The sequence below is a fragment of the Fusobacterium varium genome, from assembly GCA_021531615.1.
GTDB lineage: Bacteria > Fusobacteriota > Fusobacteriia > Fusobacteriales > Fusobacteriaceae > Fusobacterium_A > Fusobacterium_A varium_C.
Window position 1 is genome coordinate 21,785 of sequence record JADYUE010000020.1, and the last position, 17,878, is coordinate 39,662.

The 17,878-nt window shown below is 29.5% G+C and carries 16 protein-coding genes; 13 read left to right on the forward strand and 3 right to left on the reverse strand.

From position 1 onward, the window contains the following. Positions 1-11: 11 nt before the first annotated feature. The 6 genes from ybeY to I6E31_07615 all read left to right on the forward strand — a co-directional run bounded on the left by ybeY (position 12) and on the right by I6E31_07615 (position 6,619). Positions 12-479: an rRNA maturation RNase YbeY gene (ybeY, locus tag I6E31_07590; GenBank protein ID MCF2639832.1), complete on the forward strand. Its 468-nt coding sequence runs from the start codon at positions 12-14 to the stop codon at positions 477-479. Positions 480-483: 4 nt separating this feature from the next. Then, positions 484-1,197, forward strand: coding sequence for a diacylglycerol kinase (locus tag I6E31_07595; GenBank protein ID MCF2639833.1), 714 nt, complete (start codon positions 484-486; stop codon positions 1,195-1,197). Positions 1,198-1,210: 13 nt separating this feature from the next. Continuing rightward, positions 1,211-2,737 carry a hypothetical protein gene (locus I6E31_07600; GenBank protein ID MCF2639834.1) on the forward strand — a complete coding sequence of 509 codons (1,527 nt, stop codon included), beginning with the start codon at positions 1,211-1,213 and terminating at the stop codon, positions 2,735-2,737. A gap of 165 nt (positions 2,738-2,902) precedes the next feature. Beyond that, on the forward strand, positions 2,903-4,531 hold the full coding sequence (locus I6E31_07605) for an AAA family ATPase (protein MCF2639835.1): 1,629 nt from the start codon (positions 2,903-2,905) through the stop codon (positions 4,529-4,531). A 170-nt stretch (positions 4,532-4,701) separates the two neighbouring features. Further along, entirely contained in the window at positions 4,702-5,736 is a 1,035-nt protein-coding gene (locus I6E31_07610) for a M42 family metallopeptidase (GenBank protein MCF2639836.1), read from the forward strand. A gap of 238 nt (positions 5,737-5,974) precedes the next feature. Further along, positions 5,975-6,619: a DUF1275 domain-containing protein gene (locus I6E31_07615; GenBank protein MCF2639837.1), complete on the forward strand. Its 645-nt coding sequence runs from the start codon at positions 5,975-5,977 to the stop codon at positions 6,617-6,619. 118 nt (positions 6,620-6,737) lie between these two features. On the opposite strand, the gene I6E31_07620 is transcribed toward I6E31_07615, so the two are convergent. The 3 genes from I6E31_07620 to I6E31_07630 form a co-directional block, all read right to left on the reverse strand. Continuing rightward, on the reverse strand, positions 6,738-8,201 hold the full coding sequence (locus I6E31_07620) for a PTS transporter subunit EIIC (GenBank protein ID MCF2639838.1): 1,464 nt from the start codon (positions 8,199-8,201) through the stop codon (positions 6,738-6,740). Positions 8,202-8,850: 649 nt separating this feature from the next. Further along, positions 8,851-9,930, reverse strand: a complete 1,080-nt coding sequence (mnmA, locus tag I6E31_07625) for a tRNA 2-thiouridine(34) synthase MnmA (protein ID MCF2639839.1) — start codon at positions 9,928-9,930, stop codon at positions 8,851-8,853. A gap of 31 nt (positions 9,931-9,961) precedes the next feature. Next, a complete protein-coding gene (locus I6E31_07630) occupies positions 9,962-10,588 on the reverse strand; it encodes a LysE family transporter (protein MCF2639840.1) in 627 nt (208 codons plus the stop codon). Positions 10,589-10,834: 246 nt separating this feature from the next. Here I6E31_07630 and I6E31_07635 point away from each other — a divergent pair, with 246 nt between their 5' ends. The 7 genes from I6E31_07635 (at position 10,835) to I6E31_07665 (ending at position 17,762) form a co-directional block, all read left to right on the forward strand. Then, a complete protein-coding gene (locus tag I6E31_07635) occupies positions 10,835-10,978 on the forward strand; it encodes a hypothetical protein (GenBank protein MCF2639841.1) in 144 nt (47 codons plus the stop codon). 26 nt (positions 10,979-11,004) lie between these two features. Further along, the gene (locus tag I6E31_07640) at positions 11,005-11,289 is read left to right on the forward strand and encodes a hypothetical protein (GenBank protein ID MCF2639842.1); all 285 of its coding nucleotides are present in this window, start codon (positions 11,005-11,007) and stop codon (positions 11,287-11,289) included. 24 nt (positions 11,290-11,313) lie between these two features. After that, complete coding sequence (locus I6E31_07645; protein MCF2639843.1) at positions 11,314-12,282, forward strand: dipeptidase; 969 nt, start codon at positions 11,314-11,316, stop codon at positions 12,280-12,282. Between the two features lie 17 nt (positions 12,283-12,299). Next, the gene (locus I6E31_07650; protein MCF2639844.1) at positions 12,300-13,178 is read left to right on the forward strand and encodes a PhzF family phenazine biosynthesis protein; all 879 of its coding nucleotides are present in this window, start codon (positions 12,300-12,302) and stop codon (positions 13,176-13,178) included. A gap of 156 nt (positions 13,179-13,334) precedes the next feature. Continuing rightward, a complete protein-coding gene (locus I6E31_07655) occupies positions 13,335-14,279 on the forward strand; it encodes a rod shape-determining protein (GenBank protein ID MCF2639845.1) in 945 nt (314 codons plus the stop codon). Next, complete coding sequence (ppk1, locus tag I6E31_07660) at positions 14,269-16,410, forward strand: polyphosphate kinase 1 (GenBank protein ID MCF2639846.1); 2,142 nt, start codon at positions 14,269-14,271, stop codon at positions 16,408-16,410. Before I6E31_07655 ends, ppk1 begins: the two co-directional genes overlap by 11 nt. A 293-nt stretch (positions 16,411-16,703) precedes the next feature. Continuing rightward, positions 16,704-17,762, forward strand: a complete 1,059-nt coding sequence (locus tag I6E31_07665) for an NADH:flavin oxidoreductase (protein MCF2639847.1) — start codon at positions 16,704-16,706, stop codon at positions 17,760-17,762. Positions 17,763-17,878: the final 116 nt, after the last annotated feature.

A 17,878-nucleotide genomic window follows, 5' to 3' on the forward strand; every position in this document is an offset into this window, starting at 1 on the left:
AGGAGAATAAAATGGAATTAGTAATGGATATGTCTTTAGAGATAGAAGGATATGATGAACTTGTAAAAGAGGAAGAGATTAGAGATTATGTAAAGAAAGCTCTTGAAAGTGAATTTGAAAGTGATAGACCTGTATATCTATCACTTCTATTTACAGGAAATGATGAGATCCAAGTTATAAATAGGGATTACAGAGGAAAGGATCAACCTACTGATGTTATCTCATTTGCTTACCATGAAACAGAGGATTTTGATATAGGACCTTATGATACTTTAGGAGATATTGTAATATCTATGGAGAGAGTTGAGGAACAAGCTGCTGAATACAATCACTCTGTAAAAAGAGAGCTATACTATGTATTAACTCATGGACTTCTTCATCTATTGGGATACGATCACATAGAAGAGGAAGATAGAAAAGAGATGAGAATTAGAGAGGAAGAGATACTAGGACAATTTGGCTACACAAGAGAGATGTGATGCTATGAAAAAAAATTGGAAAGAAAAGGGAGTTACTGAGAGTTTTAATGTAGCTTTTGAGGGGTTATTTGATACAATTAGAACAGAAAGACATATGAAGTTTCACTGCTTTTGTACAATAATAGTTCTGATTCTTTCACTATTTTTAGATTTAGCAAAGGCAGAAGCTTTAGCACTTATTATAAGTGTGACATTGATGTGGGTTACAGAGATGTTTAATACTGCAATAGAAAGTTGTGTTGACTTAGTCACAGAGGAGTATCATCCATTGGCTAAAAGAGCAAAGGATATAGCAGCAGGGGCTGTTCTTGTTACCTCTATGAATGCTCTTTTAGTAGGGTATATAGTTTTTGAAAAAAAGATACCTTTATATTTAAAAGATGTACTTAAAGTCTTTGAAGACTCTTTTCAACATACAACAGTATTAGTTTTTGTGATAGTTATTATGCTTGTGATAATTATCAAATCATTCTTTGATAAGGGTACTCCATTGAGAGGTGGAATGCCTAGTGGTCACAGTGCTTTAGCTAGTTCAATATTTACAATAATAACTTATTTAACTCATAATCCTAAGATATTTTTCCTAACTTTAATTTTAGTAGTTCTTGTAATGCACTCTAGAATTGAAGGAAAAATTCATACCCTATTTGAAACAGTAATGGGGGGATTATTAGGTTGGGGAATCACTTATCTTATTTTATCAATTATTAATATGTAGGAGATATGAAAATATGCATACAGCAAAAGAGTATATTATGCTTAGTATTCTGTCATACTGCAATTTTAACCAAACTGAACATGGAAAAACTATCTTTGAAATTTTTAAAGAGGATGTGGAAAAGAAAATATTTAATGGAATATTTATAATTCTTAACCCTAAATATGATCAATTCTTTTTAAAATATTTTGAAGATGTAATGAAAGAATGGAAAGTTTTTTACACAGATAACAGAACAGCTCAAAATCCAAACTCAACAAATACAGGTTTTTATTCAGTTGCCTTTGAGAAAAAAGGCAACTTTGTTTTAGCTTTTAGAGGAAGTGAAAAATATCCTCTTGAAGATGCTTATAAAGATTTTATTGAAACTGATTTAGCTATCGGTTTAGGAAAAATACCTGAACAATTTCATGAAGGTGTAGAGGTTTACACCAAACTTGTGAAAGATTTTAAAATTCCTCTTGAGAAGATATCTCTAACTGGACACTCTTTAGGTGGGGGAATTGCTCAATATGTAGTTTTAATGGCTGATAAAAAATTAAAGTATATTCCTAAAACTTATCTTTGGAACTCTGTTGGAATAAATAGAGATGGTATAGTAAATGTTTTAGAATATATAAATTTAGAGAAAATTTTAGTACAAAATACAGATTTAACTAAGGAAGAGAGAAAAGTATTTAAAGAGTTTCAACGTCCATATTTAGAATTTTTATTAAAAGAGCTAAAAAAGATAAAAGCTATAAAGGATGAAACTACAATTTTAGCTAATAGATATGATTCTATCTACTTCAATATTGATGAAACCTTTATAAAAACTCTTTTAAAGACAACTAATTTAGAAAAATGTCTAATGAAACTACCTTTAGCTAGAAGAAGAGATCTATTATTAAAGAAAAATTTCTTTGATGCAATATTTCAGTTAGACAATATGGGAGAGCTTTTAGAAAAAGCTTCAAAATTTATTAAAAGGGTAAAAGATAATAGTAGTTATGAGGATAAAGTTTTTAACTTTGGACACTCTAAAGATCTTACAAATTCTCTATTTAAACATATAGGGGCATCATATTTAGTAGATAATGATTTTCATAAAAGAACTTTAGGAAAATATAATTTCTTAAATAATCTTCTACTATTGACAAAATCTATTCAAGATCATCATTTTGAAGATGTATTCTTGCCATTTTTAGAGGATGAGGGGAATAATAGTGGAAATTTTACTTCTCAATTAAGTCTAAATTTTATAGCCAGTGCAATTAGAAAGCTTATAACTAATGAGTATTGTTTAGAAAAAGATTTTTTAGCATCTTATTATAGTCTATGTAAGGTAGATGAGGAAAATTTTGAAAAGTTAAAAAATCAATTGCTTCAAGGATTAGATAGTACTGGGGCTGAACTTCCATATAAAAAACATATAATTCATCAGATTAAGAAGATGGAGCTAGAAGAGTTTAACACTCTTTGGGAAAAGGTAAAAGCTAAGCTACCTAGTCCATATAAGTTACAAGATATATTTGATGTATTTATTTTTGAACCATATTAGAAAGATAACAATACTTTAATAATATTAGATATTTGGGAGTGACAATCACTCCCTTTATTTTTTTGAATTACACAAATAGATTAAGAAAAAAATTTAATATTAAATAATAAAAATAATTTGTGATATAATATATATAAGTAGATTTGTAAGATTGGAGGGAAGTAGATGAAAAAAATTCCTATTGGTGTAGAAGATTTTAAAAAAATAATAGAAGAGGATTATTACTATGTAGATAAAACAAATTTAATAGAAAAAATAGTAAAAGATGGAGCAGAAGTAAAACTTTTTACTCGTCCAAGAAGATTTGGAAAAACTCTTAATATGTCTACTTTAAAATATTTTTTTGATATAAAGGAAAAAGAAAAAAACAGAGAACTTTTTAAAGGGTTATATATAGAAAACTCTCCTGTATTTTCAGAACAAGGAAAATATCCTGTGATATTTATTTCTATGAAAGGAATAACTGCAATTACATGGGAAAAAATGATTGAAGAATTGAAAGTAAAAATATCAAGACTCTTTAGTGACTATAAAGAGATGTTAAAAAACTTGGATAAGTTCAATCTTGAAAAATTTGAAAATATAATAAGTCAAAAAATAAATGAAGCAGAGCTTAAAGAAACTTTATTATTTTTAAGTGATATATTAACAGAGTATTATAAACAACCTGTTGTAGTCTTAATTGATGAATATGATGCTCCACTGATTACAGCCTATGAATTTGGATACTACAATCAAGCAGTAGCTTTTTTTAAAGGAATGTATGGTAATGTATTAAAAACAAATGTCAGTTTAAAAATGGGGATTCTTACTGGAATAGTGAGAGTAGCACAAGCAGGTATTTTCTCTGATTTGAATAATTTAAAAATAAATACTGTTCTTAATAAAAGTTATGAAGAACATTTTGGACTTTTAGAAAATGAAGTTGAAAAAATATTACATGATTACAATATTGAATATAAATTGGAAGATGTTAAAACTTGGTATAATGGATATAGATTTGGAGATATTTATGTATATAATCCTTGGAGTATTTTAAACTATATTGATAACAAAGAATTAAAAGCTTATTGGGTAAATACTAGCTCCAATGTAGTGATAAAAGAGATGTTAAAAAACTCAGATTCAAGAGTATTTAAAACTTTAGAAGATCTATTTATGAAAAAAGATGTCCCAGTAACAATAAGTAATAATATAGCACTAGGAAAACATCTATCTCCAAGTGAAATATGGGAACTTCTTTTATTTTCAGGATATTTAACAATAAAAGATAAAATAGATGAAGATGAGTATATTGTAAGAATCCCAAACCAAGAGATTTCAACTTTCTTTAAAAAGACATTTCTTACAATCTTATTCGGAGAACTTCAAACAGTGAAAGATGTTAAATATGCACTATTTAATAAAGATATGAGAGAGTTAAAAAGAGTTATAGAACAATTAGTTCTTCATGGAGTAAGTTTTTATGATACAGATGAGAGATATGAAAATAATTATCAAATGCTTTTGTCAGGATTTTTCTATGCTCTTGAGGGAATATATTTAGTATATCCAAATAGAGAGAGTGGAGATAGTAGACCTGATTTGATACTTGAGCCTTTAGATAAAAAAAATCCAGCATATATATTTGAATTGAAAAAAGGAAAGACAAAAAATATAGAGAAAGAGGCAGAGAAAGCACTAGAGCAAATAGATGAGAATAGATATGATAGTATTTTAACAAGAAAGGGATTTAAAGAGATTATTAAAATAGGAATGGTATTTGATAAAAAGAAAGTTGAATTTAAAATCTAACCTCAGTTTAATAAAAAGAAAATTTTAGTTATTTCAAGTAGCTTTCTGTGATAAAATTAAATTCATAGAAAGCTATTTTTTTATTAAAAAACCTCTTGAAATAAGATAAATAAAAGATTATAATTTTAGTAGCATAGAATAAAATTCAGAGGGAGTGATTTTCAATGAATATCAATTTAGATGCTCATCTTGAGTATATTTTAGACACAACTGTGGATCTTATCTCAATACCAAGTCCAGTTGGTTTTACTGATGTTGTAATGGACAGAGTAGCACATGAACTTGATGTATTAGGTGTTCCATATAGCTTTACAAAAAAAGGAGCAATTATAGGGTACATTGAAGGGGAAGACAATGACTATAAAAAAATGATTTCTGCTCACCTTGATACACTTGGAGCAGTTGTTAAAAAAATCAAATCTAATGGAAGACTTGAGCTTATAAATGTTGGTGGTTGTCCTTGGGCAGGTGTAGAAGGTGAAAATCTTACTGTTCATACTCTTGATGGAAGAGAATATGAAGGAACTTTACTTCCTATAAAATCATCTGTACATATCTATGGAGATGTAGCTAGAGAGATGCCTAGAACAGCTGAAACTATGGAAGTAAGACTTGATTATGATGTAAAAACTGCTGAAGATACAGCAAAACTTGGAATTAGAGTAGGAGATTTTGTTTCATATGAAACTCGTACTAGAATAACTGAAACTGGGTATATTAAATCAAGATATTTAGATGATAAACTTTGTGTAGCACAAATTTTAGGATATATAAAAGTTCTTAAAGACTTTGGATTAAAACCAAAAACTGGTTTATATGTATACTTCTCTAACTATGAAGAAATCGGACATGGAGTATCTGTAATTCCTGAAGATCTAGATGAGTTTATAGCTCTTGATATTGGACTTGTAGGAGAAGATGCTCTTGGAGATGAAAGAAAGGTTAGTATCGCTGCTAAAGACTTTAAAACTCCATATGATTTACATGTAAGAAGAGGACTTATGGAAGCTGCTGAAGAGGCTGGAGTTCAATATACAGTAGATGTATATAATAGATATGGTTCAGATGCTAGTGCTGCTGTATTACAAGGATTTGACTTTAGATGTGGTTGCATAGGACCAAGTGTTGATGCTTCTCACCACTATGAAAGAACTCATATTGATGGAGTTATGGAAACTGTTAAATTGATGTTAGCTTATCTATAATTTTTATTTAGTTAAGTATTTATTTAAATAGAAATGATATAGGGGACTACTATAAATTGATATTCAATTTAGGTAGTCTCTTTTAATTCTTCTATAAATTATAAAACTTTTTGTTTTTATAGTTGTCTTTTCTTAGAAAACATTGTAATATTATATATATAATATAAAATTAATTAATAGTTATTGGGGTTGGTTTAGTATGAAAGTTTTAAACAAAATGTTGCTAAATTGGATCTATATGCTCTGCTTTTTAGGGGGATATATAAATGCCATTTCAATTGTAAAATATTCCTATACTGTTTCACATTTTACAGGACACATTTCAAAAGCTGCAATCAATATGATCAGTGGAAATTTTTTAGAAGTATTAAAAATTATCTCTATAGTTTTTGCCTTTGTAATAGGAACTACTATATCTGGATACTTAGTTGAAGGAAGAGAGTTCAACTTAAAAAGAAGATATGGTTATGCTTCTATAAGCTTAGGGCTAGGGCTTATGTTGATGTATATATTTGCTTATGATACAATTCTTTTCTTCTACTACCTACCATTTATGATTGGAGTAGAAAATGGATTGTTTGTTTCTTATAAAGGGGTTGTAGTTAGAACCTCTCATATTACTGGAAGTTTAACAGATGCTGGAGTATATATAGGGCATTATCTAAAAGGAAAAAAAGAGGACAAATGGAAGATATATTTCTGTGTTTTCACAATTGTTTCATTTATGCTTGGGGGATTTTTTGGAATAGAAGCTTATAATATATTTCATAAAGAGGCATTTTTAGTAGCATCTTTTGGTTATCTTTTAGTAGGAATAGAATATTTTGTTATTAGACAAAGATATAGAAAGATTGCTGAGTATCCTGATTCAAAGTTATATTAATAATAAAGTTCCACTATTTAAAGTGGGCTTTTTTATTTTTTGATAATTTAAACTGTTAATATTTATTTCAAAAAATAGAAAAGAGCCACAATTTTGTGGCTCTCTAATTCAAGTTATATTAAACTAATTTTTTTAATTCATCAGCAACAAATTCAACTTGTGGTCCAACAATTACTTGAACTGCAGTTTGACTTGGTTTTAATACACCAGGTACATATTTTTTAATTTCTGCATCTTTAACTATTGAACTATCTTTAACTTCAAGTCTTAATCTTGTAGTACAGTTGTCAACTATTACGATATTTTCTTTTCCACCTAATAATGGAAGTAAAATAGCTGCTAATTGAGCATTGTCTGATGCTCCACTTACTTCAACTACATCTTCAACATCTTCATCTTCTCTTCCTGGAGTTTTGATATTGAATTTAGCAATAGCAACACTGAAGATTAAGTAGTAAAGTACGAAGAATATTAATCCTAAAACGATTAACATATATGGGCTATTTGCATTTGGATTACGTAGAGATAGGAAGAAATCAACAAATCCTGCTGAGAATCCAAATCCTGCCATCCATTTAAATGTAGCTGCTATAAATACTGCAATTCCTGTTAAAATTGCATGGATTAAATATAGTCCAGGTGCAACAAACATGAATGCAAATTCGATTGGTTCTGTAACTCCTGTAAAGAAGCTTGCAAATCCTGCTGCTAACATGATAGATTTGATTTTTTCTCTATTAGCTGGTTTTGCAGTTTTAATAAATGCTAAACAAGCTCCTAATAATCCAAACATCATAATAGGGAAGAATCCAGCTTGATACATTCCTACATGATAAGTTGCTTTTACAGCTTCTGGTAATCCTTCATAAGCTGCTGCTTGAGGTCCCCAGAATCTTCCTATATCATTGATTCCAGCAACGTTAAACCAGAATACTGAGTTTAGTGCATGGTGTAATCCTACTGGAATTAATAATCTATTAAAGAATCCATAAATTCCTGCTCCGATTGGTCCCATTTTAGCAATGCTGATTCCAAATCCTACAAGACCACTGTAAATTGCTGGCCAAACATATAGTAAGATAAATGATACTACAATTGCTACTACTGAAGTAATAATTGGAACAAATCTTTTTCCACTAAAGAATGAAAGGAACTTAGGTAGTTCAAGTGTATGGAATTTATTATATAATTCCCCAGCTATAACCCCACATAAGATTCCAACAAATTGGTTGTTGATTTTTCCAAATGCTGGAGATACTTGATCAGCTGGAACACCAGTTAATTGAGCTACTGCTCCTGTAGAAAGTAAAGTTGTAACAACTTGGAATGCCACTAACCCTGCTAGAGCTGCAGCTCCATTTTTGTCTTTAGAAAGTCCAAAAGCAACACCGATTGCAAACAATATAGGCATATTATCTATAATTGCAGCTCCTGCTTTTATTAAGAATGCTGCAAGTTGGCTATTAGCTCCCCACCCAGTTGGGTCAATCCAATATCCAATTCCCATTAAAATTGCTGCTGCTGGTAGTACTGCTACTGGTACCATCAAAGCTTTTCCTATTTTTTGAAGATAACTAAACATAGTTCTCCCTCCTTAAAAATGTTTTGTTAATTATTTTTTAACAAAGTTTTGACATAAAAGAATTTATAATTCACTTATGAAATAATTATAGCATAAGAAAAGGATTATTACCACTAGATTTTTATTTTTTTTGTTCTTTTTTCTAATTATTTTAACTATTTATATACATTATAATATTGATATATAAATATATTCTTTATAAACTTCTCTAATGCAAAATTTGTAATTTATAACTTTACTTTCATTTGAGTGAAATATCGAAAAAATATTTTTAAATTGTTACTACTCACCTATTACTTATAAGTATATAAAAAGAAAAGTTCTCCCCTAATATCAACTAAAGCCGTAATTCACTAGAGAATATTAGAAGCCCTCAGCGAAATGCAGTTAAGAAAATGCAACGTGTTTGAGGCGAAGCCGAGTTTTGCATTTTCAACGGAATGAGCAATAGGGATTCTTTATTCGCTAGTATGGAGGCTAGTTGATATTAAAAATATAAGTTTTGAAAACTGAACTTTAAAAGATAATTTAGTATCATGGAAATTAAACTTTAAACTAGATAATTTTTGTAGAATTTGAATAGCTGGGTAAATACTTTAAATTGTTAGAAAAAAACTCCAGCAATCAAATACTGGAGTTAAAATTTTTATTATAAAATAAATCCACTAGCTATTACTTTTCTATCTTTATCATAGAAAACAACCCCTTGTCCAGGTGTAACAGCTCTAACTTTTTCTTCTATAAAGTGAACCTCTATGTTTCCATCAGCTAAAAGAGATAGTCTACATTTGTGAAGTTGATCTCTTGAACGTGTTTTTGCCCAACACTCTAAGTTGTCTAAATCCTCTATTTTATCCATAGAGATAAGATTGATTTTTTCAGCTTTTAAACTATCTTTGAAAAGCATCTCATTGCTTCCAACTACAACACAGTTTCTTTTTGAATCTAGTTCTACAACATAAAGAGGTTTTTCAACTGCTATTCCTAGCCCTTTTCTCTGTCCAATTGTATAGAAAGATAACCCTTTATGTTTTCCTAAAACTTTTCCATCTGTATCAACTATATTTCCTTGTTTACCTGCTTTTCCCTTAGTAGCTTCCATTAAAAACTCTTTTAATTTTCCATCTTCAACAAAACAGATCTCTTGAGAATCTTTTTTAGCATAAACCCTTACTCCTAAAAGCTCAGCTAACTCTCTAACTTTTGATTTTTCTAAATCTCCTATTGGGAATTTTAGATATTTTAGATTCTCTTTATTCATTTGAGAAAGGAAATAAACTTGATCTTTTCCCATATCGTCACCCATAGAAAGAACACCATCTTTCAATTGAGTATAATGCCCAGTAGCCATGAAATCTGCCCCTTTAGAACGAGCAAAATCAATAAGTTTACCAAGCTTAATATATCTATTACATATCATACATGGATTTGGAGTTTTTCCATGCAGATATTCATCTACAAAATAATCAATTACCTTTTCTTTAAAATCCTTTGTTACATCAAGAAGATAGAAAGGAATCCCTAAATCATCACAAACTTTTTTAGCATCTTCATCTTCAGGTTTGCATGTTCTCATAGTGATACCGATTACATTGTACCCCTGTTTTTTTAGTAGATATGCCACTGTTGAGCTATCTACACCACCACTCATAGCCACAGCTATTGTAGTATTTTTGTTGTTTTCATCATATTCAAGGTATTTTGAAAACTCGTTGTTAATGTTATTCATATAAAACCACCTTTAATATTAAATTTGATTCTTATCTAAAAATGATTTGATTTAATGAATGAAAAAGTGTTATTATTCCAAAAACAAAAATTATTAATCCTGATATTCTTGAAATTTTTATTAAATTTTCCTCAGTAATAGTTCTTCTCCAGTGAGAAAGAAGATATGTAGTTGTAAACCACTCTAAAGCTCCACCTATGAAAATACCACTACTTACCATAAAAGGTATATACTCACTATCAGAATCAAAAAGTCTTAAAGTTGTAAAAATAACCATAATGGTAAAAATGCTTGAAATATTAGCAAGAGCTATAAAGAAAGTTGTAAAATAGTTTTGAATTAGCCCAACAGGATCAGCTTCAACTTTTTTTAGTTTCATCTTATTTGACATTTTTTTCAATCCTACAACTAAAAGGAATACAGCTATACCTGTTTCAAGGTAACACTCATATTGTTTTACAATATCTTCTACTTGGTTAAGAAACAAAAGAGCTGTTAAGCCATAAACAACATCTATGGTTACCATTCCTAGAGAGGATATATACCCCTCTTTTTGACCCTCTACCAATGTTTTTTCCATGCAATATATTCCAACTGGACCAAAAGGAAGCGAAAGAATTAAGCCAGTAATAATTCCTTTAAAAAATGTTAAGTCCAAAATACAACCTCCAACTATTGATTAATTATACTATTATTTTTACTTTATAAAAATAAATTTCCTTTAGAAAATAAAATTAATTTTAAATCATCTATCTTTTAGATAATCATCATTAAAATTATAACATAAAAAAATTTGAATTTCTATTTGTTATTAAAAAATGTAAGAAAAAAACAGAAAAATCTTATTTGAAACTTTTAGGGAATAGGGTATAATTATACTAGATAAGGAAAAAGGGGGATAAGTTTGAAAAAAAAGTTGACAGAACAGGAGATAGAGGCTCAAATGGAAAGGGCATTAGATAAGATTCCTTTTGAGATAAAAAAGATAAAATTTGCCCTTGAGATTATAAAAAGGGTGAAAAGAGTAAAAAAATTATTTAAATTTTAATATAAAATGGTTTGTATGGAGGAGATATGTTATCTGAAAAATTAACAAAGAGAATAGGAACAATAGCTAGAGAGTTTGAGAAAATGGGATATACATTAGAGGAGGATCTTCTTGAACTTGCTGAGATGAGAGAGGATATAGCTGAAAGGTTGGAAAATACAAAATTTAAAAAGATAGAGTTTTATGAGGACAAGGAGCTTCATTCAGTTGGAATGACTTTGGAAGATGTACAGATAGAGTTTTTCATAACTGAGGGAGAGGACGAGGAAGGACCTTGGTATGAGGCAGAGGCAGAGATAATATTCTTTTAATTAATATAAAGGGGAGTGAGTAGAATGAAGATTTTTGACGGACATGCTGATATTTGGTTTGATGTGGCATCTAAAAGAAAAAAGGGGTTAGAAAATATAGTAAAAAATTATCACTATGATAGATTTAATGCTGGAAAAATCATGGGAGGAATTTTTGTAGCTTATCTTGATGATGAAAGTGTTGTTGTAGATGATGAAAAAGAAATGATGTTTATGGTAAACTCTGCAATGCACGAATTGAGAGAGAATCAAGATCTATTTAATATTATAAAAAATCAAGGGGATTTCAACAGAGGGCTTGTAAGTGAAAAAATGAATGTTCTTATGGGAATAGAGGGATTAAGAGCTATAAAAGAGAATCTTGATTGGTTGGATACTTTCTATGCTCTTGGATTTAGACATGCCTCTCTTACTTGGAATGAGCAAAATGCTTTAGCCACAGGGGCTAGAGGAGATGAAAATAGAGGGATCACTCCACTTGGAATAGAGGCAGTAAAAAAATTGAATAGATTGGGAATGGTTGTTGATGTTTCCCATGCTAATGAAAAAAGCTTTTGGGGAATCTATGAGGCAAGTAGTAAGCCTATTATAGCATCACACTCAAATGCAAGAAGCTTATGTGATCATGTGAGAAACCTAAGAGATGAGCAGATAAGAGCAATTGCTGAAACAGGTGGACTTGTAGGGGCAGTGGCTTTTAAAGGCTTTGTAAGTGCCAATAAAGAGGAGCAAACTCTTTCAAAATATGTAGATCATATTGATCATATGGTGGATTTAGTAGGGGTAAAACATGTTGGAATAGGTTTTGATTTCTGTGAGTATCTATATGATGATAGAGAGGGTAGAGATATGAATCCTCTTGGATTGGAAGATGCTTCAAAAGCTCAAGATGTAATTGCTGAGCTTAGAAGAAGAGGGTATAAAGAGGAAGATATTAGAAAAATAGCATATGAAAACTTTATGAGAGTAATAGAAAATACATTGATAAAATAATCTTATAGGGGTGGGATATGGAGAGAGAACTTTGGATATATGATTCTTTTACTAATGAGAAATTTAAGGGAAATCCAGCAGGAGTTGTGTTAGAGGGTAAGGGGTTAGATGAAGATCAGATGCAACTAATAGCTAGAGAATTGGGATATCCTGAAACAGTTTTTATTTTTAAAGATAGTTCTAAGATTAAAGTGAGATTTTTTACTCCTAAAGAGGAGATTGATCTGTGTGGACATGCTACCATTGCCTATGGAACAGCTCTTGTGGAAAGTGGTATGATTGATGTAAACGAGGGAGAAAATAGAATTGATATAGAAACAAATCTTGGAATTTTACCAATTATAATAACAATGGAAAATAAAAAGATTAAAAATATTATGATGTATCAAGCTTCACCAAAATTATCTAAAGATTTTATTTTAGATAGAGAGAAATTGGCTAAATCTCTGAATATTTCTAAAGATGATTTTAGAGAGGATATTGATATAGTAAAAGCTTATACAGGGGTATGGGATTTGATGATACCTTTAAAAAGTAAAGAGGCTTTAGATAATATAGATGGAAACATGAATTTAATAAAAGAGTTAAGTAGAGAGTTAGAAATTATCTCATTACACCCATTTTATTTAGATGAAAATAAGCAACTATATGCTAGAAATTTAGCCCCTATTGTGGACATAGATGAAGAAGCTGCAACTGGAACTTCTAATGGAGCTTTAACTTATTATCTTTATTCTCTTGGAATAGTAAAAGATAGAGAGGAGATCTCTGTTATTCAAGGGGAGCAAATGGGAAGAAAAAGTGAAATAAGAGGAAAAATCCAAATTGAAAATGGTGAGGTAAAAGTTTTAATTGGTGGTACAGCACTTAAAATAATTGAGGGGAATTTAATTTAAAAGAAAACTTATATAATTGATAAAGATGCAACTATGCAAATGTGTAGTTGCATCTTATTTTTTTAAGTAAAACTTTACACAATCTTTACATTGAATTATATTTATTTTAACATTGAAAAGATATAATTTGAATTAAATATAGTTCAAGGAGGAGAAATGAAGATGGAGTATGGAGTAATCGACATTGGTTCAAATACAATTAGGCTTTCTATTTTCAAATATAACAAAGAAGCTAACACAGTAAAACTTATAACAAACAAAAAAATTATAGTAGGGCTTACTGGTTATGTAAAGAAAGGTCAACTTTCAGCTTTAGGTATAACAAAATTATGCCGTACACTTCAAAAATTGAAAATAAGTTTAGAAAACTTTGAAATAAAGGATTATTCAGTTTTTGCAACTGCTTCTTTAAGAAATATTTCAAATACAGAGGAAGTATTGAAAGAGATTGAAAAAACAACAGGAATGAAACCAGAAATTATAGTTGGAGAAGAGGAAGCAAGACTTGATTTTATTGGAGCAAAATCTGGAATGAATCTTGAAAGAGGAATTTTAGTTGATATTGGTGGAGGAAGTACAGAGATTGTATTATTCAACAATGGGGAGATAGAAAGATTAACAAGTATTCCAATAGGAGCTCTTAATCTTCAAAATAAAATTGTAAAACATATAGTTCCAGAAGAAAAAGAGATTAAAAAAATGAGAAAAATTATAAAAGAAGCTCTTAAAGAGTTAAATTGGGAGCATGAACAAAATTATAAATACCTTTATGGTATTGGAGGTTCATCAAGAGCTTGTATGAATATTATAAAAGAATCAAAAAATCTTCCATTAGAGGATAAATCTTTCTTTGTTGAGGAACTTTATAATATTGTAGATATTTTAAAAAATGGTGGAACTTGTGAAGAAACAAAAGAATTATACAGATTGATTCCAGAAAGAATATTTTCTTTTGCAGGAGGAGCAGTAATTTTAAGAGAAATTGTTGATACCTTTGGTGTAGAAAAAGTTATCATTAGTAAAAATGGTGTAAGAGAAGGATATTTTATTGATAGAGTTATAAAAAAAGATGAAGAGAAGGTAGAAAATAATGAATCTTAATAATTATATTGAAAATAGGGAGATTTCTTGGTTAAAATTTAATGAAAGAGTGCTTGAAGAAGCAGTTAGTGAAGATAACCCACTTCTTGAAAGACTAAAATTTTTAGCAATATTCACTAGCAATCTTGATGAATTTTTCATGGTAAGAGTTGGAACAATGAACGATTATATAAAATATGTTCCAGACTATGTAGATGGAAAAACAGGAATGAATGCTAGAGAGCAACTTGAAAAGATTTATGAAATATCAAATAGACTTTATCAAAAAAGAGATAAAGTTTTTGATAAACTTATGGAGCTTCTTGAAAAAGAAAATTTAAAAAAAGAGAAGATAAAAAATCTATCTAAAAAGGAGTTATCTTACCTAGAAAAATACTTTTTTAATAATGTATTTCCTATGTTATCTCCATTGATTATAGATACTTGGCATCCATTTCCCTTTATTCCTAACAAACAATTAAATGTTATAGTTTATCTATCTAATAAGAAAAAAGAGGTACTTGGAATGGTACCTGTTCCAAATAATATGGAAAGAGTTATTATGATAGATAAGGAACTTGGAAGATATGTACTTTTAGAAGAGGTAATTTTACATTTTGTAAAAAATATCTTCTCTATGTATGAACTAAAAGAAAGCTCTATTATGAGTGTAACAAGAAATATGGATATAGAAACTGATGTAGAAAACTACGATGAAAACCTTGATTACAGACAATATATGAAGCAAATTGTAAAAACTCGTAATAAGTTAGAACCTCTTAGAATGGAGATACAATCTAGAATTAGCGAGAAATTTTTAGATGCTCTACTACAAAGATTAAATCTTTCAGAGGAGCAAGTATTTACTTTTAATTGTCCAATAAATTTAAGTTACCTATTTAATATCAGCAGTTTTTTACCACCAAATATAACAACAAAACTTTCTTATAGTGCTTTTTCACCAGTTGTTCATCCAATAGCAGATAAAAAACATAGTATGATAGATTTTATAGAGAAAAAAGATCTACTACTTTTCTATCCATTTGAAAGTATGAAACCTTTCTTAAATTTGATAAAAGAGGCATCAGAAAGAGAAGATGTACAATCTATAAAAATAACTTTATATAGAATTTCAAAGGATTCTAAGTTGGCAGAATATTTGATAAATGCTGTGGAAAATGGAAAAGATGTCACAGTTTTAATGGAGCTTAGAGCTAGATTTGATGAAACAAACAACATTGAGTGGGCTCAAAAATTAGAAGAGGCAGGTTGCCATATAATCTACGGAACAGACGGATTTAAAGTTCACTCAAAAATCTGTATGATAACTTATAGAAAAGATGGAGAGATCAAACATATTACTCAAGTGGGAACAGGAAATTACAATGAAAAAACTTCAAAAATGTATACTGACTACTCTCTTATGACTTCAGATATAGAGATTGGAAGAGATGCAGATATCTTCTTTAAAAATATGTCTTTAGGAAATCTTATGGGAGTATACAAAAAACTTTGGGTAGCTCCATCTAGTTTTAAACAAAATATCTTAAAAAATATAGAAAATGAGATAGAAAAAGTTAAAAGAGGAGAAGAGGGTAAAATAGTTATAAAATGTAACTCTTTTACTGATAAAGATCTTATAATAGCTCTGGCAGAGGCTTCTGATTTAGGAGTAAAAATAACTCTTGTCGTTAGAGGAATCTGTTGTCTTGTTCCACAAACAGAGGGAAAAACAAGAAATATAAAGGTTGTAAGTGTTGTTGGAAGATTCTTAGAGCACTCAAGAATATATAGTTTTGGAGATGGAGATGAACAAGTTCTTTATATAGCTTCTGGAGATATGATGACAAGAAATACAGAGCATCGTGTGGAAGTTGGTTGTCCAGTTCTTGATAAAGATATAAAAGAGAGAATCAATTCTCAAATAAAAACTATTTTAGAGGACAATCAAAAGGCTAGAGTATTAGAACCTAATGGAGAGTATAAGATTGTTTCTAGTTCAGAAAGTGAAAGAAAGATAAACTCACAAGAGGAGTTTATTAGAGAAGCTGAGAAAAATGTTTATCAAATAATATTGGAAGAACCAAAGGTAATAGAAGAGAAAAAGTCTGTTAAAGAAGGATTCTTAAAAAAATTATTTCATTTTTCATAAAAGTAAGGCTGTTAAAAATTGTTAATCAATTTTTACAGCTTTTTTTAATTTAGCTATAACTATACTTAAAATCTAATATAAGCATCTATGAAATTTTACTAAAAGATTGACAAGGGATAAAATAATTGTTATAAATGAAATAGTGGAAGAATCATTAAAAGAAATAATAAAAGTAGTTATAAAATTGAGAGGAGATATTTTCTAAAAAATTTAATATATTATTGATTTCTAGAAGATACTAAATTTATTTCTTTTGTATTCAGAACATAAACGTATTTTGAGGGGTGGCTTCTATGAAAACTATTTTTGACAAAACAAACTTTGTAAATCTTCCTATTAAAAACAGGATTTTCAGAAGTGCTGTTTGGGAGGGAGTTGCAAAAAATGAACATATGACTGATGAGCTTTTCAGCATATATGAGGAATTAGCAAAAGGGGGAACAGGGGTAATTATAACAAGTTTTGTTACTATAAATCCAGATGATATTCCTGCTCCTAATATGTTGGGAATATATGACGATTCCTTTATTGAAGAATATAAAAAGCTTACAGATATGGTTCACTCTTATGGAGCTAAAATATTTATACAACTTGTAGCTGGAGGATCTCAAGGTAGAAATAATGTTAATTTAGGGAAAACAATCTACGGACCTTCTACTCATACCAATCCAATTACAGGAATTGAAGCTGTGGAGATGTCAAAAGAGAAGATTGATGAAGTAGTAAAACTTTTTAGAGATGCTAGTGCAAGAGCTAAAAAGAGTGGTTTTGATGGAGTTGAAATTCATGCTGCTCATGGATATCTAATCAGTCAATTTTTAAATCCTCTATTTAATAAAAGAGAAGATGAGTATGGAGGAGATGTTGATGGTAGAGGTAGACTTCTAATAGATACTTATCTTTCAGTTAGAGAAGCTGTTGGAGATGACTTTATAGTTGGTATGAAGATCAACTGTGATGACTTTGTAGATGGTGGATTTAACTTTGGAGAAAGCTCTTGGATATGTGAAAGAATGGCTATGATGGGAATGGACTTTATTGAAATCAGCGGAGGAAATGCTATTAGAAAAGTTACATCTCCAGAGGAAGAAAGCTATTTTAAAGCTTTTGCTAATATAATTGCTGAAGATAACAATATTCCTGTTGTTCTTGTTGGAGGAAATAGAGATATTGATAGCATAGAAGAGATTTTAAATAATAGTAGTATTGAGTATTTTGCCTTTGCTCGTCCTCTTATTCGTGAGCCTAATTTAGCTAATAGATGGGAGAGTGGAGATAGATCAAGAGCTAAATGTATCTCTTGTAATAGATGTAAAGGGGAAAATGGAGTAAGTTGTATTTTTAATAGATAATGTTAATAAGCTGAGTAGATCAATTTAGATTTACTTGGCTTTTTTTATCGAGAATGTGAAAAAAAGTCTGTAAATTAAAATAATAAATGCTTTAAATAGCTTTCTATGATAAAATT